This is a genomic window from Streptomyces monticola (assembly GCF_042665355.1).
GTDB lineage: Bacteria > Actinomycetota > Actinomycetes > Streptomycetales > Streptomycetaceae > Streptomyces > Streptomyces monticola.
On record NZ_JBHTCF010000001.1, the window covers coordinates 1142604 to 1164259 of the forward strand.

At 70.7% G+C, this 21656-nt stretch carries 16 protein-coding genes; 10 read left to right on the plus strand and 6 right to left on the minus strand.

What is annotated here, in order from left to right:
• Positions 1-15 precede the first annotated feature (15 nt).
• Positions 16-1839, minus strand: a complete 1824-nt coding sequence (locus tag ACFQVC_RS04720; protein ID WP_381826695.1) for a hydroxysqualene dehydroxylase — start codon at positions 1837-1839, stop codon at positions 16-18.
• A gap of 193 nt (positions 1840-2032) precedes the next feature.
• Between ACFQVC_RS04720 and ACFQVC_RS04725 the strand changes: the two genes are divergently transcribed.
• On the plus strand, positions 2033-2776 hold the full coding sequence (locus tag ACFQVC_RS04725; RefSeq protein WP_381826697.1) for a 2OG-Fe(II) oxygenase: 744 nt from the start codon (positions 2033-2035) through the stop codon (positions 2774-2776).
• Positions 2777-2953: 177 nt separating this feature from the next.
• Here the strand turns inward: ACFQVC_RS04725 and ACFQVC_RS04730 are convergent, their stop codons facing one another.
• Positions 2954-4042 (minus strand): ATP-dependent DNA ligase, encoded by a 1089-nt coding sequence (locus tag ACFQVC_RS04730; RefSeq protein ID WP_381826699.1) that lies wholly within the window; start codon positions 4040-4042, stop codon positions 2954-2956.
• A 74-nt stretch (positions 4043-4116) separates the two neighbouring features.
• Between ACFQVC_RS04730 and ligD the strand changes: the two genes are divergently transcribed.
• The gene (gene ligD, locus ACFQVC_RS04735; protein WP_381826701.1) at positions 4117-5136 is read left to right on the plus strand and encodes a non-homologous end-joining DNA ligase; all 1020 of its coding nucleotides are present in this window, start codon (positions 4117-4119) and stop codon (positions 5134-5136) included.
• A gap of 66 nt (positions 5137-5202) precedes the next feature.
• Here the strand turns inward: ligD and ACFQVC_RS04740 are convergent, their stop codons facing one another.
• Both ACFQVC_RS04740 and ACFQVC_RS04745 read right to left on the minus strand, forming a co-directional pair.
• A complete protein-coding gene (locus tag ACFQVC_RS04740) occupies positions 5203-7380 on the minus strand; it encodes an OmpL47-type beta-barrel domain-containing protein (RefSeq protein ID WP_381827114.1) in 2178 nt (725 codons plus the stop codon).
• 60 nt (positions 7381-7440) lie between these two features.
• Entirely contained in the window at positions 7441-9948 is a 2508-nt protein-coding gene (locus tag ACFQVC_RS04745; RefSeq protein WP_381826703.1) for a ThuA domain-containing protein, read from the minus strand.
• Positions 9949-10171: 223 nt separating this feature from the next.
• Between ACFQVC_RS04745 and ACFQVC_RS04750 the strand changes: the two genes are divergently transcribed.
• From ACFQVC_RS04750 to ACFQVC_RS04760, 3 genes are all read left to right on the plus strand, one after another.
• Positions 10172-11143, plus strand: coding sequence for a multicopper oxidase domain-containing protein (locus ACFQVC_RS04750; protein ID WP_381827116.1), 972 nt, complete (start codon positions 10172-10174; stop codon positions 11141-11143).
• A gap of 90 nt (positions 11144-11233) precedes the next feature.
• Positions 11234-12844 carry a GMC family oxidoreductase gene (locus ACFQVC_RS04755; protein WP_381826705.1) on the plus strand — a complete coding sequence of 537 codons (1611 nt, stop codon included), beginning with the start codon at positions 11234-11236 and terminating at the stop codon, positions 12842-12844.
• A gap of 330 nt (positions 12845-13174) precedes the next feature.
• Entirely contained in the window at positions 13175-14218 is a 1044-nt protein-coding gene (locus ACFQVC_RS04760; RefSeq protein WP_381826707.1) for a LacI family DNA-binding transcriptional regulator, read from the plus strand.
• Positions 14219-14342: 124 nt separating this feature from the next.
• Here ACFQVC_RS04760 and ACFQVC_RS04765 read toward each other — a convergent pair whose 3' ends face one another.
• Positions 14343-15569 carry a glycoside hydrolase family 64 protein gene (locus tag ACFQVC_RS04765; protein ID WP_381826709.1) on the minus strand — a complete coding sequence of 409 codons (1227 nt, stop codon included), beginning with the start codon at positions 15567-15569 and terminating at the stop codon, positions 14343-14345.
• Between the two features lie 317 nt (positions 15570-15886).
• Here ACFQVC_RS04765 and ACFQVC_RS04770 point away from each other — a divergent pair, with 317 nt between their 5' ends.
• The 5 genes from ACFQVC_RS04770 (at position 15887) to ACFQVC_RS04790 (ending at position 19093) form a co-directional block, all read left to right on the plus strand.
• Complete coding sequence (locus tag ACFQVC_RS04770) at positions 15887-16699, plus strand: VOC family protein (protein WP_381826711.1); 813 nt, start codon at positions 15887-15889, stop codon at positions 16697-16699.
• Positions 16700-16861: 162 nt separating this feature from the next.
• Positions 16862-17632: an ArsR family transcriptional regulator gene (locus ACFQVC_RS04775; RefSeq protein ID WP_381826713.1), complete on the plus strand. Its 771-nt coding sequence runs from the start codon at positions 16862-16864 to the stop codon at positions 17630-17632.
• A 101-nt stretch (positions 17633-17733) separates the two neighbouring features.
• The gene (locus ACFQVC_RS04780; protein ID WP_381826715.1) at positions 17734-18135 is read left to right on the plus strand and encodes a cupin domain-containing protein; all 402 of its coding nucleotides are present in this window, start codon (positions 17734-17736) and stop codon (positions 18133-18135) included.
• A gap of 130 nt (positions 18136-18265) precedes the next feature.
• On the plus strand, positions 18266-18646 hold the full coding sequence (locus ACFQVC_RS04785; protein WP_381826717.1) for a cupin domain-containing protein: 381 nt from the start codon (positions 18266-18268) through the stop codon (positions 18644-18646).
• A 156-nt stretch (positions 18647-18802) separates the two neighbouring features.
• Entirely contained in the window at positions 18803-19093 is a 291-nt protein-coding gene (locus tag ACFQVC_RS04790) for a WhiB family transcriptional regulator (RefSeq protein WP_381826719.1), read from the plus strand.
• 21 nt (positions 19094-19114) lie between these two features.
• On the opposite strand, the gene ACFQVC_RS04795 is transcribed toward ACFQVC_RS04790, so the two are convergent.
• Positions 19115-21604: a prenyltransferase/squalene oxidase repeat-containing protein gene (locus tag ACFQVC_RS04795; protein WP_381826721.1), complete on the minus strand. Its 2490-nt coding sequence runs from the start codon at positions 21602-21604 to the stop codon at positions 19115-19117.
• Positions 21605-21656: the final 52 nt, after the last annotated feature.

Below are 21656 nucleotides of genomic sequence, written 5' to 3' on the forward strand. Positions count from 1 at the left end.
GGCAGCCGCTCGCCGTCACCCGAGGTCGAAGGCGTTGCGCAGTCCGAGCCGGTAACGCGTGCGGTCGTGGCGCTTGAGCACCTCGATCTCCGGCGCCCGGAACAGCGCCTGCACCGTGCAGCGCGGCGCGTCCGAACCCACCCTGTCAAGCAGGGCGTTGACGGCCTGGCGGGCGGAGGCGTTGGCGCCCTCCATCGTCGCCAGGTCGATGTCGACGGCCACATAGTCACCGGACAGATAGAGGTTGGGGATCCTCGTCTCGGCCGAGGGGCGGTTGTGGAACGTGCCGACGGGATGGATGAGCAGCTCGTCGTCATTGGTGGGGTTCGGGCCGCCGATGCCGTCCACGCCCGGGTCGAGGAACCAGGAGTGCAGCGTGCCGTCCTTGAGGACCGTCCTGCCGGTGTCGTTGAGCGCCGCCTTCAGCTGCGCCCACACTTCCCTGGCGACCTGCTCACGGGTGCACTGCTTGGCCGTCTTGCCGTACAGGATGCCGGGCTTGTCCCACTCGGAGATGTCCACGGAGAGACAGTCGACGGCGACGCCGTCGCCGTAGTCGGCGGGGAAGTCGCGTTTCGGCCAGTGCTCGGCCTGGGCGATGGCGGTGAGCGACCACGGCGAGTCGATGCAGTTGAAGTGGCCGTGCACGATCTGCGGGCGCTCCGTCAGATAGAACTGGATACCGGTCATCCAGTCCGTCTCCAGCTTGTCGCAGCGCGCCAACTGGGGGTCGGCCGCGCGCAGTTCGGAGCCCCAGGTGCGGCGCGCGTGCTCCACCGGCATGGCCTGGACGTAGTGGTCGGCGGTGACGGAGCGACGGGTGCCCCCGGGGTCCTCGATCGCCACCGACTGGATGCGGCCCGCGCCGAACACCAGCTCGCGCACCGACCAGCCGACCTTGAACTCCACGCCCAGAGAGGTCAGATGGGCCACCCAGGGGTCGATCCACGCCTCATTGGTGGGCGCGTCGAGGATCCGGTCGGGCGGGCCGTCCGCGCCCCGGCCGAGCAGATTGAAGACAAAGGCCTCGCCGAGCGTGCCGACCGTACGGGTGCTGGCTTCCTCGGCCTTGGTGGCGACGATGTTGCGGGTCACGCCGACGGCCAGGATGCGCTGGTAGGTCTCCGACATCTGCGCGGCCCGCGTGAACTCCCACCAGGGCGTGCTCTCCCAGGTGTCGTCGCGCCGCTCGTCACAGCTGGTCAGAAACACCACGGCGCGGTTGAGGAAATACGCGGCCTCGTGCGCGGGCAGCCCCGCGACCGTCTCGAGCAGCCCGCCCAGGGCCCGTCGGATCTCGTCCAGGGTCAGCTGCGCCGGCTTGTGTCCCGGCCAGGGGATCGGGCCGCGCAGCTCCTCCTTGCCGGTGCGCGCGAACATCATCTCCGGCGGCGCCACCAGGTTGTCCCACACGCCGTTCGCCTTACCCGGGAAGGGAATGCGGCGCATCGTGTCCGGCAGGTTGTGATAAATGCCGGGGATGAAGCGGAAACCGTGCTCGGCCGGCAGCGGTCTGCGGTTGCCCTTCGCGCTGTCCGGCACATCCATGGAGCGGGCCTTGCCGCCGAGCGCGCGCCGCTCGTAGACCGTCACGGCGAAGCCCCGCTCGGCGAGTTCATGGGCGGCGGTGAGCCCGGCGACCCCGCCACCCAGAACGGCGACCGTCTGCCGCGCACCCGCTGCCTGCGACGCCGCGGCGGCCGGTGCACCGACCGGTACGTCGGCCTGTGCGGCGGCGGCCGGGCCTGCCCCGAGCGTGACCGCCGCTCCCGCGACCGCCCCGCCGGCTGCCGCTGCCCCCGCCACAAATGCCCTTCGGCTACTGCCGGTTCCCCCCATGCCCCACCCCTTACCGAAAGTAGTGATCACATCCGGCGCAGGAGCATATGGGCACCTCGCGAGACCCGGAAGGCACAGGAGCCCACCCTTTCGACGTTGGCCGGAATACGCTCGGAATACGCTCGCGCGGGCGCGTACCTCGCCGTCCGAAAGCCGCCAGCGCCCCCGGGCCCCCGCGCGTCAGCCTTGAGAGATGAACAGCAGGACCGCCGTCACCCCCGCCGACCGGGTCACCCCCGCCGACCGCACCGCCGCCGTCGACTGGCCCGCGCTCACCACCGAACTCGACACATACGGCTGCGCGCTCACCCCGCGGCTGCTGACTCCGGCCGCGTGCCGGGAGATCGCGGAGCTCTACGAGGACGCCGACCGCTTCCGGTCCACCGTCGACATGGCCAGGCACCGCTTCGGTTCCGGCCAGTACCGCTACTTCACGCACCCGCTGCCCGCACCCGTCGCCGAGCTGCGGGCCGCGCTCTACCCGTATCTCCTGGCCGTGGCCCGGGACTGGGCGGACCGCCTCGGCCGTCCCGCGCCCTGGCCCGACACCCTCGACGCATGGCTGCGGATGTGCCACGAGGCGGGCCAGACCAGGCCCACGCCGATCCTCCTGAACTACGGCCCCGGCGACTGGAACGCGCTCCACCGCGACCTGTACGGCGATCTCGTCTTCCCGCTGCAGGTCGTCATCGGCCTCGACCGGCCGGGCGCCGACTACACGGGCGGCGAGTTCCTGCTCGTCGAACAGCGGCCGCGTGCCCAGTCGCGCGGTACGTCGATGCTCCTGGAACAGGGCCGCGGCCTGGTCTTCACCACCCGCGAACGCCCGGTGCGCTCGGCCCGCGGCTGGTCGGCGGGGCCGGTGCGGCACGGGGTGAGCGCGGTGCGCTCCGGGCGCCGCCGGACCCTGGGGCTCGTCTTCCACGACGCGGCGTGAGGCGGCCTTGCCGGGGGCCTCGGGCGCCGGGCTGCGGGCTGCGGGGGGCGGAGGTGCGGGCTCCGGGGGGCGGAGGTGCGGGCTCCGGGGGGCGGAGGTGCGGGCTCCGGGGGCCGGGGAGCGCCGGCCTCAGGGCCAGCGGGCCTCAGGGCCAGCGGGCCTCAGGTCCAGCGGGCCTCAGGGCGACTGATCGCCCGGCCGCCGCGCCCCGAGCACTTCCTCCAGGTCGTACCGCACCGGCTCCTCCAGCTGTCCGTAGGTGCAGCTGTCCGGGGCGCGGTCCGGGCGCCAGCGGCGGAACTGTGCGGTGTGCCGGAAGCGGGTGCCGTTCTCCATGTGGTCGTAGGCCACCTCGGCCACCCGCTCCGGGCGCAGCGGAATCCAGGAGAGATCCTTCTTGCCCGACCAGCGGCTCGGCGCCCCCGGCAGCCGGGCCGACGCGTGCGCGGACTCCTCCGTCCAGGCCGCCCAGGGGTGCCCGGCGGCGGACTCCATGCGCAGCAGTTCGAGCTCGGCGACCAGCTCCTCGCGGCGCTTCATGGAGAACGCGGCGCACACGCCGACATGCTGCAGGGCGCCCCCGTCGTCGTACAGGCCGAGCAGCAGGGAGCCGACGACGGGGCCGCTCTTGTGGAGGCGGTATCCGGCCACCACGACGTCGGCGGTGCGCTCGTGCTTGACCTTGAACATGAGGCGCTCGTTCTGGCGGTAGAGCAGATCGAGCGGCTTGGCGATCACCCCGTCGAGGCCCGCGCCCTCGAACGAGCGGAACCACTCCTGCGCGAGCTCCGGGTCACAGGTCGCGGGCGCCACATGGACGGGCGGCCGCGCCTCGGCGAGCGCCATGACCAGGCGGGCCCTGCGGTCGCCCAGATAGGTGTCGAGGAGCGAGTCGTCACCGAGAGCGAGCAGATCGAAGGCGACGAACGACGCCGGGGTCTGCTCGGCGAGCAGCCGCACCCGGGAGTTCGCCGGGTGGATACGCTCCGTGAGCGCGTCGAAGTCGAGGTGCCCGTCGCGGGCGATGACGATCTCACCGTCCAGGACGCAGCGGCCCGGCAGATTCTCCCGCAGCGCCTCGACCAGCTCGGGAAAGTACCGGGTCAGGGGCTTGCCGGTGCGGCTGCCGAGCTCGATGTCGTCGCCGTCGCGGAACACGATGGCCCGGAAGCCGTCCCACTTGGCCTCGTACTGCATATCGGGCGGGATCTTCTTCACGGGCTTGGCGAGCATCGGCTTCACGGGCGGCATCACCGGCAGATCCATGCTTCGATTCTGCAACCCGATGAACCCTTGCGCCCGATATGCGGCTTACGTGGGGCCCGCCTAGGCTGACTCGCATGGGTGGTGCAGCGGTGCAGCTCGACGCGGGCGGCCGCCAGGTGCGGCTCTCCAGCCCGGACAAGGTCTACTTCCCGGAGCGCGGCTTCACCAAGCGGGACCTCGCGGAGTACTACCTCGCGGTCGGCGACGGCATCCTGCGCGCCCTGCGCGACCGTCCCACCACCCTGGAGCGCTATCCCGAGGGCGTCACCGGCGAGTCCTTCTACCAGAAGCGCGCCCCCAAGAACACGCCCGACTGGATCCCGACCGCCACGATCACCTTCCCCAGCGGCCGCACCGCCGACGAGATGTGTCCCACCGAGGTCGCCGCCGTCATCTGGGCCGCCCAGTACGGCACCTTCACCTTCCACCCCTGGCCGGTACGCCGCGAGAACCCCGACCACCCCGACGAACTCCGTCTCGACCTCGACCCGCAGCCCGGCACCGACTACGCCGACGCCGTCCGTGCCGCCCACGAACTGCGCGCCGTACTCGACGAGTTCGGCGGTCTGCGCGGCTGGCCCAAGACCTCCGGCGGCCGCGGACTGCATGTCTTCGTACCGATCGAGCCGCGCTGGACATTCACCGAGGTGCGCCGCGCCGCCATCGCCTGCGGCCGTGAACTGGAGCGCCGCAGCCCCAAGGCCGTGACCACCGCCTGGTGGAAGGAGGAGCGCGGCGAGCGGATCTTCGTCGACTACAACCAGACCGCCCGCGACCGCACCATCGCCTCCGCCTACTCCGTACGCCCGCACCCGCACGCCCCGGTCTCCGCGCCGCTGCGCTGGGACGAGCTCGACGACGCCGTGCCCCGTGACTTCGACCTCGCGACCATGCCGAAGCGCTACGCCGAACTGGGCGACGTACACGCGGACATGGACGACCAGGCGTACTCCCTCGACGCGCTCCTGGACCTCGCCGACCAGGACGAGCGCGACCGGGGCCTGGGCGATCTGCCCTACCCGCCGGAGTACCCGAAGATGCCGGGCGAGCCCAAGCGGGTGCAGCCGAGCCGGGCGCGCCACGACGACGCGTGACGGTGCCCCCGCTCCACGAGAGGGAGCGGGGGCACCGACCCCGTGGGGGGCTCGACTTCCGCTCGGCTACAGCTCCTTGATGCGGATGTCCCGGTACGAGACCACATCCGTGACCCCGTGCACCTGCAGCCCGAGATGGCCGGAGGCATAGCGCCGTCCGTCCGTGCCCGGGTCGTCGGCGCGCGGCGGCTCGAAGACCTGGCCGCCCGTGTTGTCGAACTCATTGATCAGGGTGCCGTTGCGGAACACCTGGTAGTGCTGGTCGACCACGCGGATCTCGTAGTCGTTCCAGGTGCCCTTCGGGGTGACGCCTGCGCCCGCGAGCCCGACCCGGTCGAAGCCGTAGACCGAACCGGTCTTGTACATGTCGCCGTCCGGGCGGTCGAACACCTGCACCTCGTGCCCGTACTTGATCGCGACCCACTCCGGCCGTGACTCCTCCGGATGGTCATGGATCTGCGGGAAGCGCACGAACACCCCGGAGTTGGCGTTGCCCGCACCGGGAGCGTCGTCCCGCCACTGCAGCTTCAGGGAGAAGTCGTCGTACTTCCGCTCGGGGAACCACAGCATGCCGAGACCGGCCTTCGTGGTGCCCGAGGTCATCGACCCGTCGGTGTTCAGACCGAATGAACCGCCGCCCACGTGCTGCCACTTGGCGAACGACGACGCGCTGCCGTCGAAGAGCTTGCGGTAGCCCTCGGTCTGGCCCGGCTCGCCGATGCCCGACTTCTTCGCCGCGCTGTAGATGGTGCGGTGCTCCCGCGCGTCGATGACGCCCTCGGTGAGCAGCCGGTCGAGGACCTGGTCCACGTGCTTGAGGAACAGCGCGTGCGACGACCAGTCCTTCTCGTCCTCGATCAGCTCGTTGATCGTGCAGCGGCTCTTCGTCATCCGGTTGGGTACGCCGCTGTCGACGGTGCCGACGAACACCGTCGGACGCTCGTCGTACTCGGGGCAGTTGGGCGCCGGCACCCCGCCGCCCTCCACGATGGTGAAGGCCGTCGTCTTCGCCTCCGAGGTGTTGCCCGCCTTGTCGCTCGCGCGGTACGCGACCGTGTGGCGGCCCGTGCGGTCCACCACCAGGGGCTGGGTGTACGCGAGGTAGGGCGCCCCGTCGAGCGAGTACTCCACCTTGTCCACGCCCGAGTCGGCGTCCGTGGCGGTCACGGTCACCGTCGCCCTGCCGACGTACGCGCCATCGGAGTTGAGGGTCCCGTCGACCTTCGCGGCGGTCTCCGGCGGCGTCTTGTCCTCGGCCGGCGGCGCCACCACCACGAAGTCCACGGCCTTCTCGGCGGCCGCGTTGCCCGCCTTGTCGGTGGCCCGGTAGCGCACCTTGTAGGTCCCCGGGTCGTGGAACATCACCGGCGCCGTGTACGCCTGCCACGCACCCGAGTCGCCGACCGCGTACTCGACCTTGTTCACCCCGGAGCCCGCGTCGGACGCGGCCACGGTCACCGTCGCCATGCCGACGTACTGGCCCTGGTCGTTCTTCTCACCCGTGACGGTCGCCGAGGTCTCCGGCGGCGTGGTGTCGTCCGTCGGCGGCGCCACCACCGCGAACTCCACGGCCTTCTCGGCCGCCACGTTGCCCGCCTTGTCGCTCGCTCTGTAGCGGATCTTGTGGCTGCCTACCTGGTTCACGACGACCGGGTTCGTGTACGGCTGCCAGGCACCGGAGTCGCCGACCGCGTACTCGACCTTGTCGACCCCGGAGCCACCGGTGTTGTCCGTGGCGGTCACCGTGACCGCGGCCTGCCCCACGTACGCGCCGTCGGCGTTCTGCGTCCCGTCGACCTTCGCCGAGGTCTCCGGCGCCGTGGTGTCCTCACCGCCGCCCTCGGTCACCGTCAGGATGCCCTGCATGGAACCGTGGCCGGGGATCGTGCAGTGGTAGCGGTAACGGCCGGGGGAGAGGGTGACCTCGGCGGTGTGCTTGCCGCCCTCCGCGTCGGACGGGTTGGCGAGGATGTTCAGCGGTACGTCGTTGTTGTACTCGGGGTCCGAGACGTCGAACGTCAGCGTGTGCGGCATGCCGGTGGTGTTGCCGGTGGCCGCGCTGTTCTCGAAGACGATCGTCGTCGCGCCCGCCACCGCCGTGGTCGGCGCGGACAGATACTTGTCGATCGGGTCGCCCGCGGTCCAGGTCAGCACCTGTTGTGCGGCGGCGGCACCGTCCTGGACCGGCCGGGAGCCCGGATCGGGCTGCCCGTAGGCGGCCGGCGCGGTCAGGCCGAGCACCATCAGGAGCGCGGCGAGCAGCAGCTGCAGAGAGTTCCGTCTGTGTCGTCCGTTTCTCACCGGTCAGCCCTTCCTGGCCAGCTGGTCGGCGCTCGGCGTGGCCGCACCGCCCTGGTAGGTGACGCGCCACAGCGCCGACTTGGCGTCCGAGGTGAAGAAGCCGCGGCCGTAGTCCAGGACGTAAAGGACGCCGTCGGGACCGAACTTCCAGTCCATGAGGTTCTTGATGCCGTCATTGCCGATCGGGACGATCTTCTTCAGCGACTCGGCGTGCACCGGGAGACCGCCCTTGCCGACCGTCCTCGGGTCCGTGAGCACCGCGTGCCGCGGCTGGTCGGTGTCGTAGAAGTCCCCGACGAACCACTTGCCGTCCCAGTACGAGGGCCAGGTGCCCTCGCGCGCCGTGTCCGCGTCGTACCGGTAGACCGGGCCGTTCATGGCGGCCTGCCCGCCGCCCTTCAGCCACGGGAGCCGGAAGATCTGCTCCTCGGTCTTGTACGAGGGCACGCCGTCGGCGTTCCGCGGGAAGTCGGGGCCGCCGCCCTGCGGTGAGTACCAGATGGTGTTCGCGGTCACCGGCGGCAGCTTGACCAGGCCGTCGTTGTTCGGCGACTCGTTCTTCGGCTGGTCGCAGTCGTACCAGCCGAGCGGCTTCGTCGGATCGGGCAGATTGCGGTCCCGGTAGGGCTGGTTGTTGCCCATGCAGTACGGCCAGCCGTGGTTGCCGGGGCCGGTGATCGCTGCGAACGTGTCGTACTTCGCCGGGCCCCATGTCGTCGACGGGGCACCCGCGTCGGGGCCGACCCAGCCCGCGTAGAGGATGTCGGTCTTCCGGTCGACGGAGATCCGCGCCGGGTTGCGCACCCCCATCACATAGATCTCGCCGCGCGTCTTGCCGCCGCCCTCGTCCTGCTCGTCACCGGTGAAGAGATTCCCGGCGGGCAGCGTGTACGTGCCGTCCGGCTCCGGGTGGACCCGCAGGATCTTGCCGTTGAGGTTGTTGGTGTTGCCCGCGGTGCGGCGCGCGTCCGCGAAGGAGACGCCCTTGTAGTTCGGCTCCGGGTTGTTGCCGGAGTAACCGTCGCTGAACCGCGATGAGTTGTTGTCACCCGTCGCGATGTACAGGTTGTTCTTCGAGTCCCAGGCCATGCCGCCGCCCGCATGGCAACAACTGTGGATCTGCACCGGCCACTTGAGCAGGACCTTCTCACTGTTGAGGTCCAGCTTGTTGGTCGCCAGGTCGAGCGTGAAACGGGAGACGCGGCGCTCGGCCATCCGCGTATCGCGGTTGATCTGCGCGTGCGGTGTGTAGTGCAGATACACCCAGCCGTTGGTCTGGAAGCCCGGGTCGAGCTCGATACCGAGCAGTCCCTCCTCGACCTTGATCAGCTCATCGCCGCCGCCCTTGTTGCCGAAGACGGAGAGCGCTCCCGCGAGCGTGACCTTCTTGGTCCTGGGGTCATAGACATGGATCTCGCCCTTGCCCTTGCCGATATCCGGGTTGTTCCAGTCGGTCACCACGGGCTGTGCGGCGTCGGCGCCGCCACGGCCGATGTAGAGCACCCGGCCGTCCTCGGCGGTGACCAGGCCGTGCGGCTCGCCGATCTGGTCGTTCTGGCCCGGCTGGTTGGGCTGGGTCAGGCGCTCCGCACGGTAGTTGGCGTTGATGGCCGCCTTGCAGTCGGCGCGCGCCAGACGCGTGGTCCACAGCAGGGCGCCGCGCAGATGCGTGCGGAAATCGCTCTCCGCGTAGGTGTCGACGGTGCCGCCCATGCCGGTGTAGAAGGAGCGGCCGCCGTCGTAGTCACGGCACCACGACACCGGGTGGTCCGCGCCGTTCGCGCCCTCGCCCGGCTTGTAGGTCGACTCCCGTACCCGCGCCACGGTGTGCACGTCGCCCGACGGGTTCTTCTCCCAGTTCAGCCACTTGTCGGGGCGTTTCCACTCAAGCGGCAGACCGGAGTTGGCGGGGTGCTGACGGTCGCCGACCTCGACGGTCGCGCGCTGCGCCGTGGCCCCGCTGCCCTTGGCGGGCCTGGCACCGACCAGACCGGTGAACCAGTCCGAGTACGGTTCGGCGCGGGCCGCGTCATGGACGCCGAGGAAGCCGCCGCCCGCCTCCATGTAGGCCTCCAGGCCCAGCTCCTGCTCCGGGTCGAGGACATCGCCGCCGCCCGTCAGGAAGACCACGGCGTTGAAGCGGCCGAGCTGCCTCTCGTCGGTGAAGACCGAGGCGTCGTCGGTGGCCCTGATGGTGAACCGCTGGTTCTCCGGGCCCGACTGGCCGATCTTCTCGATGGCTTCGATGCCGGCGTTGACGAGCGGGGTCTCCGGGCTCGCCGAACCGTGGAAGACCAGTACACGTACGTTGGACCCGCCCGGCGGAGACGGCAGAGACATCGTTGTCACAGGCGGCTCGGGATAGGGCCGAGCCGTGGCGGGGCCGGCGGCGAGCAGCCCTCCGGTGAGCGCTGCCACCGCGAGACCGGCCGCCCAGATTCTGCGGGATCTGCGTCTGCTTCTGCCCAACTGCCCTAACGCTCCGGGCTTTTGACGCGGTGCGCTGCGCATATGGTCACCCACCCCTCATCGGTCACAGCAACGGCGCCAAGGAAGTTAGACCTCTTTCGGCGGTACGCCAATAGCTATGACCGTGATGACACAAACTTTGTCCTGAGTGTGGATAAACGAAGATCCCGGAGCTACGGTGAGGCCGTCTCGGGGCCGCTGGCGCCCCGTCAATCCCGATGCGGCCATGGGGAGTTCGGTGATGTCGGAAACACTGGGCGATGAGCTGGGCAGACGTGGCTTCAATCGGCGGCTCTTCGCCGGGGGAGCGGTGGTGGCGGCCGGTCTGACATCGATGTCGGCCTCCTTGCCGGGCGCGGGCTCCTCGTCCGCCGAGAGCGCTCCCGCCGCCGCTCAGGCGGAGGCCAGAAACGAGACGCGGCACATCAAGCTGTACGCCGAGAAACTCGCCGACGGACAGATGGGCTACGGCCTGGAGAAGGGCAAGGCCTCGATACCGGGGCCCCTCCTGGAGATGGTCGAGGGCGACACCCTGCACATCGAGCTGGAGAACACCGCCGACGTGGCGGTCAGCCTGCATCCGCACGGCGTCGACTACGAGATCAGCAGCGACGGCACCCGGCACAACAAGAGCCATGTCGCGCCGGGCCAGTCCCGTACGTACACCTGGCGCACCCATGCCCCCGGCCGCCGCAAGGACGGCACCTGGCGGGCGGGCAGCGCGGGCTACTGGCACTACCACGACCATGTCGTCGGCACCGACCACGGCACCGGCGGCCTGCGCAAAGGCCTGTACGGACCGCTGATCGTGCGCCGCGCGGGCGACGTCCTGCCGGACGTGACGTACACGATCGTCTTCAACGACATGACCATCAACAACCTCCCCAAGGGGCCCGACCTCAAGGCCACCGTCGGCGACCGGATCGAGATCGTGATGATCACGCACGGCGAGTACTACCACACGTTCCATATGCACGGTCATCGCTGGGCGGACAACCGCACCGGCACCCTCGCCGGACCGGACGACCCGACCCCGGTCATCGACAACAAGATCACCGGGCCCGCCGACTCGTTCGGCTTCCAGATCGTCGCGGGCGAGGGGGTCGGGGCCGGTGCCTGGATGTACCACTGCCATGTGCAGAGCCACTCCGACATGGGGATGGCCGGGATGTTCCTGGTGGCCAAGCCGGACGGGACGATTCCGGGCCATGGGGCGGCCGGGCACGAGGGGCACTGATCCTGCCGCGGAACCCTGGAGTTGGCCGAGCAGTGCCGCGCCATCCCGGCGCCGCGCCGCTACGCTGAACGGCCCACCAGGGAGGCCGACTTGACCGGACCACATGGCACAAGCAGCGGTTACGACTACGTCGTCGTGGGCGCGGGCTCCGCGGGCTGTGTGCTCGCCGCGCGCCTCAGCGAGGACCCGGCCGTGCGGGTGGCGCTCATCGAGGCCGGGCCACGGGACCGCAAACCCGAGATCCGTATCCCCGCCGCGTTCCCCAAGCTCTTCAAGACGCCCTACGACTGGGACTACACGACCACCAAGCAGTCCGCGCTCGGTGGCCGCGAACTGTACTGGCCGCGCGGCCGCACCCTCGGGGGCTCGTCCTCGATCAACGCCATGATGTGGGTGCGCGGCCACCGCGACGACTACGACGCCTGGGGCGAGGCGGCCGGCGAGGACTGGTCGTACGACGCCTTCGAACGCTACTTCCGGCGCGCCGAACGCTGGGCGGGAGCGCCCGGTTCGGGAACCGCCCACGGCACCGGGGGCCCCGTCTGGATCTCGCCCCCGCGCGACCCCAACCCGACCACCGCCGCCTTCCTCGCCGCCTGCAGGGAAGCGGGACTGCGCGAGCTGTACGAGCTCAACGGACCCGACCACAGCGGCTTCGCCGTGACCCCGCTCAGCCAGCGCCGCGGCCGCCGCTGGAGCGCCGCCGACGCCTATCTGCGCGGCGCGCGCCGCCGCCCCAACCTGCGGATCTTCACTCAAGTGCAGGCGCACAGGCTTGAGTTCGACGGGGACCGTGTGACCGGGGTGGTCGCCGAACGCGGCGGTGTCACCCGGCTCCTGCGGGCCGGCCGCGAGGTGATCCTCAGCGCGGGCGCCATCGGGTCCCCGCAGCTGCTGCAGCGGTCCGGTGTCGGCGACCCGCAGACCCTCGCCGACGCCGGCCTGGTGAGCCGGGTCGCGTCGCCCGACGTCGGCCGCCATCTGCAGGACCACCTCTCCTACGCGGTGACCGTGCGCTGCCCCGAGCCCCTCACTCTGACCGGTGCCGACACCCCGGCCAACTTCGGCCGCTTCCTGCTCGCCGGCCGCGGGCCGCTCACCTCGAACGTGGGTGAGGCCGTCGCGTTCATCAAGACCCGGCCCGAACTCGACGCCCCCGACATCGAGTTGATCTACGCGCCGGTGCCGTTCGTCGACCACGGTCTCACCCCGCCGACCGAACACGGCATCACCATCGGTGTGGTCCTGCTGCAGCCCGGCAGCGAAGGCCGCATCACCCCGGCCGCCGACGCCACCGGCGCACCCGGCATCGACCCCGGCTATCTGACCGACCCGGAGGATCTCAGGACCCTCGTCGCCGGGGTGCGCCGCGCGGAGGAACTGCTCGCGAGCCGCTCCCTCTCCGCCTATACGTCAGGGCCGTTCGCCCGCTACCCCGGTGTCGTCGGCGACGAGGCGCTCGCCCGCGCGGTCAGGGAGGGCGCCGAAACGCTCTACCACCCCGTGGGCACCTGCCGGATGGGCGCCGACGAGGAGTCGGTCGTCGACCCGCGCCTTCGGGTCCGCGGCACCCGGGCCCTGCGCGTGGCGGACGCCTCCGTCATGCCGCGGATCACCCGTGGTCACACCAACGCGCCCACGATCGCCCTCGCCGAGAAGGCCGCCGAGATGATCATGGAGGACGGCGACCAGGACGGCTGAAGCTTGAGGGCCCGAGGAGCTGAGGGGCCTGAGGGGCTGACAGGCCTGAGGGGCTGGCGGGCCTGAGGGGCCTGAGGGGATGACAGGCCTGAGGGGATGACGGGCCGAGGGGCTGGCGGGCCTGAGGGGCTGGCGGGCCTGAGAGGCGTCAGGGCCATGAGGGGTCGGGGGTGAGAGGAGGCGTGACAGGTGCGGCCTCTGGCGTCTTCACCAAGTCTCCGGCCCCTTCACCAACGAGGTGCACCCGGAATATGAGAGCGCTCTGAACGGCCCAGCCGACGGTGACTATTCTGACGTCAGCCGCCGTACGCAGCCGTGAGGAGACCCAAGGTGACCGAGCCGTCAGGCGCCGTGCCGCGCCCCACCCTGGAGGCGGTGGCCGCACACGCCGGAGTCTCCCGCGCGACCGTCTCCCGCGTCGTCAACGGCGGTGCGGGAGTGCGTACTTCACTCGCGGAGAAGGTGTTGCGCGCGGTCGACGAGCTCGGATACGTACCGAACCAGGCGGCCCGCAGCCTGGTCACCCGCCGCCACGACGCGATCGCCGTCGTGATCGCCGAACCGGAGACCCGGGTCTTCGCCGATCCGTTCTTCGCCCAGCAGCTGCGCGGGATCAGCAAGGAACTCACCGCCCACGACTCACAGTTGGTGCTGCTCCTGGTGGAGGGAAAGGATGACTACGCGCGCGTGGGCCGCTACTTGGCGGGCGGACACGTCGACGGCGCCCTGGTCTTCTCCGTGCACCTGGACGACGAACTGCCCGCGATCATCCGCAAGGCGGCCCTGCCCACCGTCTTCGGTGGCCGCCCCGAGGTGAACGAACAGCGGGTCCCGTACGTCGACTGCGACAACCGCGGCGGCGCCCGTGAGGCCGTACGCCATCTGCGGGCCCTCGGCCGCGGCTTCATCGCCCATATCAGCGGGCCCCTGGACCAGACATCGGCCGTCGACCGGCTGGACGGCTACCGCGACGTCCTGCCCGACGCGGACCCCGCCCTGATCGTCCAGGGCGACTTCACCCCCGCCGGCGGGGAGCGCGCCATGCGGGAACTCCTCGACCGGTGCCCCGATGTGGACGGGGTCTTCGCCGCCAACGACCTGTCCGCCGCGGGCGCCCTGCGTGTGCTGCACGAGCGCGGCCTGCGGGTGCCCGACGAGGTGGCGGTGGTCGGCTTCGACGACATGGAGTCCGTGGCCACGCAGACCGATCCGCCGCTGTCCACGGTGCGCCAGGACATCGAGGAGATGGGGCGCCTGATGGCACGGCTGCTCCTGCGCGGCCTGGAACGGGGCGCCGCCGGGAACGAGATCCCGGGCAGCGCCCCGTCATCGATCGTCACGCCCACGTCACTCGTGCTGCGGGACTCTGCCTGAGCTGAGCGCTCCGCGGGAAGTCCGGTGCATCATCTGCGGGTGCGTCGTGGCGGCTCGCGCAGTTCCCCCGCGCGCCTTTGGGGCCGGGGCCACGAAGAGCCGTACCGGACTGCCCCGAAGCCGCTCAGGACCCCACCGCGACCGTGAACCGCCGCGGGTTGCCGTCGTGTGCGGCGCCGGACACATCGGGCTGGCCGTCCGGGCGCACGTCGTCGTACGGGAACGCGTACCCGATGGGGGAGTTGGCGTGGACGACGCGCGCCCAGTGATTGGTGACCGGGTCCTTGTAGTAGTCCGCGGCCGTGGCGCCGTTCGGCTGCTCGGGGTGGCTGAGCATGATGCTCCGGTTGAAGCCGGCGGCGAGCCGGGCGAGCAGTCCCTTCTTGTCGTCCGGGTCGTTCGGGTTGTTGGTGAACGGCCCGTGATTACAGGTGAAGATGTCCTTGGAGGTCGGCTTGGAGAAGGTGTGGCCGCCCTCGAAGGTGAGGGTGTCGCCGCTGACCCGGCCGACCTTGACGCCGCGGCCGCCCTGCAGATCGATCCGCAGGTCGGTGGAGCGGTACTTGTCCCAGACCTGGTCGATATGGCCGTTCCACAGATCGCGGAAGGGCATCTCGGCGGGACGGTCGAAGTAGGGGGCCATCAGGTTCTGCGGTGAGATCACCCGCAGGACGCCGCCGCCGTCACCGCGGATGACGAGCTTGTCCCAGGGCTGGCCGTCCTTCGCGGCCTGTGCCACCAGGTCGTCGGCGATCTTCTGCACCGCCCCGTCCGGCAGCGGCGCCACGTCATGGGTGCCGTCGCCCTCCAGGCGCAGACCGATCGGCAGCGCGGTCACCAGATCGACATAGCTGATGTTGGCGTACAGCTGCTGCGGGTTGAAGGTGAACTCGCAGAACGACCAGGTGCGGCCGTAGTTGGGGTCCTCCTTGGTGGCGAAGGCGGGCTCGACCAGGGAGGGGCCCGGGTTGAGGAAGAAGTCGAGCTTGTCGTCGCGCACGAAGTAGACCCGGGCGCCGAACATCTGAGGCAGCGTCAGTACGACTGGGTCCTCGCCCGGTCCGCGCAGCGGGATCGCGCAGTCGACCGGGAGCGGGGTCTGCGGCTGCGCCGGGGACTCGGGCCGGTAGACGCCGCCGTCGGGCTTGAGCAGCACCCAGCGGTCGGTTCCCTGCTCGTGCCCGGTCACGTAGGCGTGCACGGTGCCGGACAACGACTTGTTCTGCAGGGCGAGTTCGCAGGTCTCCGGTGCGGCCTTGGCGCTCGGGCTGAGAGCGCTTCCCCAGATGGGATAGGTCAGTGCGGTGGTCGCACCGGCTGTTGCGGTCAAGAACACTCTGCGCGATATCACGGAGTCTCCTGGGAGATGTGGGGGAACGCGGGGTGGGGGGGGCGCCCGCGGATGCGACCACCATTGCCAAGTCGGGCTGTGTCGTCAAGAGTTGTTGCTGAGAGCGCTCTCACTCGAAGGAATCCTTCACAAGTCGGTGGAGGTGAAAGGCAGTTGAGGGTGGCGAGGTCGAGCAGGGGGGAGGCCGGAGCGGGACCGGAGGGCGCCTGCGGCGGTGCGGGCCCCGGGTTCGGAGGGCGATTGTCAGTGCCCGGTGCCAGACTCGGAGGCGGCAGAAGAAGAGGGGTCCGCACGGTGCGGATCCCGGAGGAGCGGACATGCTCACTACCCGTTTTGTCACCGGCTCCCTCGTCTGGGCGGACTTCAGCACCCCGGACATCGAGGGCGCCAATGCCTTCTACGGCACGCTGTTCGGCTGGGACGCCGAGTCGTCGGGCGAGGAGTTCGGCGGATATGTCATGTACCGCAGCGACGGCAAGGACGTCGCCGGCGGTATGGCCGTGCCCCCGGAGCAGGGTCCCGCGGCCTGGTCGCTCTATTTCCGGACGCCCGACGCCGATGCCGCCGCCAAAGCGGCGGAGCAGGCCGGCGGCGCCGTCGTCTTCGAGCCCATGGACGTCGGGGATCTGGGCCGGATGGCGGTCCTGAAAGACGCCGAGGGCGCCTCCTTCGGCGTCTGGCAGCCCGGCGTGATGCAGGGCTTCGGAGCGGTGCAGGTCCCGGGCTCGCTGTGCTGGGCGGAGCTCTATGCGGCGGATGTGCCCGCGGCGGCGGCGTTCTACAGCGCGGTGCTCGGCCTGCAGTCCTTCGACGTGCCCTTCCCCGGCGGCAGTTACACGACGCTGCACCCCGCCGGCACCGAGGCGGACGCGATGTTCGGCGGCATCCTGCCCGCCGCCGCGGCCCCGGCAGGGGCGGACGGCGGGGCGCACTGGCTGCCGTACTTCGAAGTGACCGACTGCGACAGCGCGGCCCGCCGGGCCGGGGAGCTCGGCGGTGCGGTGCGCAAGGCGCCGACGGATCTCGAAGGTGTCGGCCGCACGGCGCACCTCGCCGATCCTTACGGCGCGCGGTTCGCGGTGCTCAAGAGCGTCCCGCAGGAGGGCAGCGGGGCGGGCGCCAAGCCGTAGCGCCAAAGCGTAAGCGGAAGACCGTAAGCGGAAGACCGTAAGCGGTGGGTCCCATGCGGCGCACCGTGCGCCGCAGGACGTAAGCGGTCCCGGAGTCAGGGCAGAAGGTCCCGGACCTTCTGCCCTGGTTTATAGGTGACGGTCATTGTTTATATTCATTGCATGACCGAAATGACCGGTAGTGAGGCCGCTGAGCGTGTGCATCGCGCCCTGGCTGTTCCTTCGCGACGGCGTCTGATGTCCCTGCTGCGGGAGGCGGACGGCCTGCTGGGCGTGGACGAGCTGGCGACCGCTACCGGCCTTTCGGTGGCGACGGTCCGGCATCATCTGGTCGCGCTGGCCGACGCCGGACTGGTACGGGCCACCGCAGCGGCGGGACCCGGGCGCGGACGGCCGAAACTTCGCTATACGGCCGTCCGCGCCACCGACGCGGAAGCGGCCGGGGCCGGGGCCGGGGACAGTGCGTACCACGACCTGGCGGCCGCCCTCGTCGAAGCCCTGGCCGAGCAGACAGCGGGCGGCGTGAAGCCCGCAGGCGGCGTGACGTCCGTGGACCACGAGAAGACCGCGAGCGGCGTGACGCCCGTGGACGGCGAGAAGACCGCGGCGCGTGCCGCCGGGCGGGCCTGGGGTCGCCGCCTCACCCGGAGCGGGGCCACCGGCACAGCGCCCGCCGAGCGGGTGTTCGCGCATGCCGCGCGCATGGGCTTCGACCCGGAGCAGGTGCCCGCGCCCGCGGGCACCGCGCGCGTGCTGCTGCACGCCTGCCCTTATCGCGACCTTGCGCGGCGAAGCCCCGAAGTCGTCTGCGCCCTCCACCAGGGCGTACTCGACGGGCTCTTGGAGGACGGCGACACCCGGGCGGACCTCACGCCGTTCGTCGGTCCCGACCTCTGCCGCGCGGACCTGCGCCGGGCGCCCGCGGCCACCTGACCCACCACCCGCACCACCCGCACCACCCTGACTCACCTCACCTCACCTCACCCCACCCGACCCGGGCCGCAAGGTCCGCCCCCTCACGAAGGAGGACCGCCGTGTTTCCCATCAGCATCGGCACCCAGTACGTCCGCGGCGATATGCCCGTGGTCCGGATCGACCCGCAGGGTGCCCCCTTCAAGGAGCTCGCCGCGGGCCGTATCCAGCTCCTCGCCCACACCGACCTGGAGGCGCACTCCTACGACGACTCGGAGCTGCTCCTCACCGGCGTCGACGGTGTGGTGGAGGTCGGCAACCCGGGGCGCGGCACCGTCGCCGTCGGCCCCGGCGCCTGCGTCATGGTGCCCAGGGGAGAGCTGTTCACCCTGGCCAACCGCACCGCCCAGCCCGCCACCGTCCTCGCGGTCTTCTCGCGCAGCGACTTCGTCGACAACCTGCCGCGCCCGCGACGGCTGCGCGAGCGCGGCGAGGACCGCGCCCGACTGCAGGCCGTGGCCTGAGCCCGACCCTGCGGACCTTGCGGCACCCGTCCCTGCGGCACCCGTCCCTGCGGCACAGCCCCCGCCGCATCCGCCCCCCCCGCGGTAACCCGCACCCCACACAAGAGAGTTCAGGAATCCCATGTTCGGCATGACCATCGACACCGCCCACGACACCGAGTCGCTGAGCCTCGCGCTGCGCCTCGACCCCGAGAACGGCCCCTTCCGCAGCCTTGCCGCGGTCCGGATCCAGGTGCCGGCGAACGGCGGCATACCCGCGCACGCCCACGAAGGCTCCGAGCTGCTGCTCACCGGCGTCAAAGGCGTGGTGGAGGCCTCCTGCAAGTGCGGTACGAAGGTCGTCGGCCCCGGCTCCTTCGCGATGCTGCCCGCCGGCAAGGAGATCACCCTGGTGAACAAGGGCAACGAGGACGCCACCCTGCTCGCGGTGTTCTCGCAGAGCGAGTTCACCGAACGCCTGCCGCGCGCGGCCGCCCAGGGCTGCGGCTGCCACAGCGGACACGACTCCTGACCTCGCTGACACGACTCCCGACCTCGCGGACATGGCCCCTGACCTCGCGGGCATGGCTCCTGACCCGCGCTCTGTCCAGGCCCGACACCCCGGTGCGAAACGGCCGTTGATCGTTCATTGATCGGTTGTTTCGCGGCGCCCGGCAGCATGGCAGTCATGATCGGCAAGTCATCTACCCAGGCCCCGCACACCGGGGCGACCGACCGCGACCAGAGCTGGCTCGAACTCGCCCTGTGCGCACAGACCGGGTCGGCCTTCTTCTTCCCCGAGCCCGGCAGCTCCGTACGCGAGGCCAAGCAGATCTGCCTGGCCTGCGAGGGGCGTGCCGCGTGCCTTGAGTACGCCCTCACCAACGACGAACGGTTCGGCGTCTGGGGCGGCCTCTCCGAAAAGGAGCGCGACCGCCTCAGGCGCGGCCCGGCCCCGCGTGGCTACGAGGGCACGTGAACAGTCACCCGTACTCGGCAGTCACCCGTACTCGACCATGAACTGCCGTGTCCCGGCGGGCACTTGTACGTCGTTGCCGATGGCCTCCAAGGGTTGTCGCCCGGCCCAGGCCTGGAGCACCGTGCCGAAGCGGCACGGATAGACGAAGCGCACCTGGGACGGGGCCCGGGTGATCTCCACGGTGACCGTGTGATCGGTGGCGTTGTGTGTGAGGCGGTAGCCGAAGGGTGCCCCGAACAGCGTCGGCGCCTCGTCGACCGCGACGCTCTCGCCGTCCGGCACCCAGTGGGGCCGTACGCCGGGAGCGAGATAGAGGTGCGGATCGCGGTCCTCGTCGGCCTCGAAGAAGAGGATGTCGCGCAGGAGCAGCAGATACTCGGCGGCGGCCCAGCCGTGCGGGATGTCGCCCATGTACCAGTGGCGGCCGGGTACTTCGGCGTAGTCGGAGGCGATCGGAAAGGCGTGCTGCTCGTTCCACGCGCCGAGCGCCACCGCCCGCTCCTGTGTCCGCGGGAAGGCGGCGGCCACCGTCCAGCCGAGCAGCCGGTCCATCTTCTCCGCGTCCCCGGCCAGCAGATACGCGTGCGCAAGCTGCATCGTCAGATACGGCCCGTACGCGTTCCAGGCCGCCTCGTGCCGGAAGCCGCCGGTGACGAAGCGGCCGTACATCGTGTCGAGCGTGTACCGGGCCGCCCGGTCGATGTCGTCGCCCAGCTTGCTGCCCATGTGCAGACGCAGCGGATGGAAGTACGCCGCCGCCCCGATCATCGTCGAGTCGCGCCGGCCCACGTCGCCGGGCCCGGTCGGGATATAGGTCTCCCACTCGCCGCGCCTGGCCTGTTCGGCGAGCACCCAGCGGATGGACGCGGCGGTGGCGGCCTTCAAGTCGTCGAAGGCGCCCCACAGTTCGGGCACTTCGGGCGCCCCGAGCCGCTCCGCGAGCCGGGCCGCCTCGTAGAGACCGGCGAGGCCCCACAGGTCGTCCCAGTAGTGCGGCTTGTCGCGTTCGCCGAGGTGTTCGGCGCTCCAGCCGCTGTGCAGCAGGCCGTAGCCGTCGCGGTTGTCACGCAGCCAGCGGGCGCCGTCCACGACGTACGGCGTGTAGAGCTTCGCGCCGAAGGCGGCGGCCTGCCCCTGCGTGCGGTCGTAGCGTCCGATCGCCCACAGCGCCTGCCCGTTGGAGTCCCACTCGCGGTCGTCCTTCTCGTGCGGCCCGCCGAAGAAGCCGTATTCGGCGCACGGCCCGATCCGCCCGCCGCCGCGGTTGAACTTCAGCGGATAGTGCGTGCCCAACTGCCGCCCCGCCAGGGCCCCGTCACCCACCAGGGAGCACGCGGTGGCCTCCACCGAAGAGTCCCGGATCCAGAAGGAGTCGTACACGGTCGGGCCCGGATGGATCTCGCCGTGGTCGGAGAGGACGAGGAGCTGCGAGCGTGACTGGCGGAACATATCCGTCAAATGAGTGACGGGGGAGGGGAGTTGGGGCTGCACTCCCTGGTGCAGCAGCTTGGCGTCCCAGAACGCCCGGTTGGCCGCCTCCAGATCGGCCGCGGGCACCGAACGCAGCTCTTCCAGGTCGTCGGGACCGTCGTAGAGATCGACGGGCAGGCGTACGTCGAGCGCGAAGACCTCGTCCTGCGCGACCCGGAACGGCCAGGCGAACACCGCGCTGCACAGCCCGGCCACCTGGTCCTGCGCCTCGGGCGCGCCGTTCAGCTTGCCGCCGCCCGCCAGGTCGTGGAACGGGCTGCGCCGCAGATACGCGTCCGGGTCCAGGGAGAAGTCCGGGTTGCCGTAGACCCCGAACTCCGCGGGCGCCGTGTCGAACAGCGGCCCCCAGCCGGAGTTGGTCTCCACCCGGGCCTCCTGCGGCACATACCGCAGATGGGTCAGGCGCCGGTCGGTGATCTGCCGGCCGTTGCGGTCGTGCCGCTGGAAGCCGCTCGGTCCCGCGGGCAGGACGGCGGCGCACAGCCAGCCCTCGCGCTGCTCTCCCGTGGGCGTGCCCACGGTCAGCCGGGTCACCGTGACATCCCGCTGTCGCGCCCCGAGCGCCGTGGCGAAGGTGCGCTGCACGAACTCCACACCGTTGGGGGCGCGGAAGGTCGTCAGGACCACCGGCAGATGCGGGGCCTCCATGCGCTGCTCGACGGGCGGGCCGCTGTTCCTCCCGTCGGTGTGCGGCAGTTGGGGAAGATGCAGCTGCCCCGCGACCGGGTCGTAGAGGAAGAAGGAAAGGCAGTACTTGTCGTAGACGGGCTCGATCTCACCGGCCTGTCCGATGAGGCTCTCCTGGCGGTGGTCCTTGACGCCCACCATGTGCCAGTACCGGTACAGGGCGTTGGAGGCGAAGGCCGCCTCCTTCGATTCGTAGGTGCCGCGGTCGAAGTCGTCGCTCCAGTGCCGGAAGTTCGCCTGGGCCCACCAGGGCACGGGATACGGCACCCCTTCACGACCGGCCCAGCCGCGCCACATGACCTCGTAGAACATCCACTCATGGGTCTGTGCCATGACGGTCACCCCCTGCGGGCACAGTTGCACCGCAGGGGGTGGACGTAAATGG

What these genes read in the sequence shown, in the direction of transcription:
- ACFQVC_RS04795 (WP_381826721.1), bottom strand. Translation starts at nt 21,604, where the DNA reads ATGGCACAGACCCATGAGTGGATGTTCTACGAGGTCATGTGGCGCGGC.
- ACFQVC_RS04775 (WP_381826713.1), top strand. Translation starts at nt 16,862, where the DNA reads ATGACCGAAATGACCGGTAGTGAGGCCGCTGAGCGTGTGCATCGCGCC.
- ACFQVC_RS04730 (WP_381826699.1), bottom strand. Translation starts at nt 4,042, where the DNA reads ATGGATCTGCCGGTGATGCCGCCCGTGAAGCCGATGCTCGCCAAGCCC.
- ACFQVC_RS04790 (WP_381826719.1), top strand. Translation starts at nt 18,803, where the DNA reads ATGATCGGCAAGTCATCTACCCAGGCCCCGCACACCGGGGCGACCGAC.
- ACFQVC_RS04785 (WP_381826717.1), top strand. Translation starts at nt 18,266, where the DNA reads ATGACCATCGACACCGCCCACGACACCGAGTCGCTGAGCCTCGCGCTG.
- ACFQVC_RS04720 (WP_381826695.1), bottom strand. Translation starts at nt 1,839, where the DNA reads ATGGGGGGAACCGGCAGTAGCCGAAGGGCATTTGTGGCGGGGGCAGCG.
- ACFQVC_RS04745 (WP_381826703.1), bottom strand. Translation starts at nt 9,948, where the DNA reads ATGCGCAGCGCACCGCGTCAAAAGCCCGGAGCGTTAGGGCAGTTGGGC.
- ACFQVC_RS04725 (WP_381826697.1), top strand. Translation starts at nt 2,033, where the DNA reads ATGAACAGCAGGACCGCCGTCACCCCCGCCGACCGGGTCACCCCCGCC.
- ACFQVC_RS04770 (WP_381826711.1), top strand. Translation starts at nt 15,887, where the DNA reads ATGCTCACTACCCGTTTTGTCACCGGCTCCCTCGTCTGGGCGGACTTC.
- ligD (WP_381826701.1), top strand. Translation starts at nt 4,117, where the DNA reads ATGGGTGGTGCAGCGGTGCAGCTCGACGCGGGCGGCCGCCAGGTGCGG.
- ACFQVC_RS04740 (WP_381827114.1), bottom strand. Translation starts at nt 7,380, where the DNA reads ATGGTGCTCGGCCTGACCGCGCCGGCCGCCTACGGGCAGCCCGATCCG.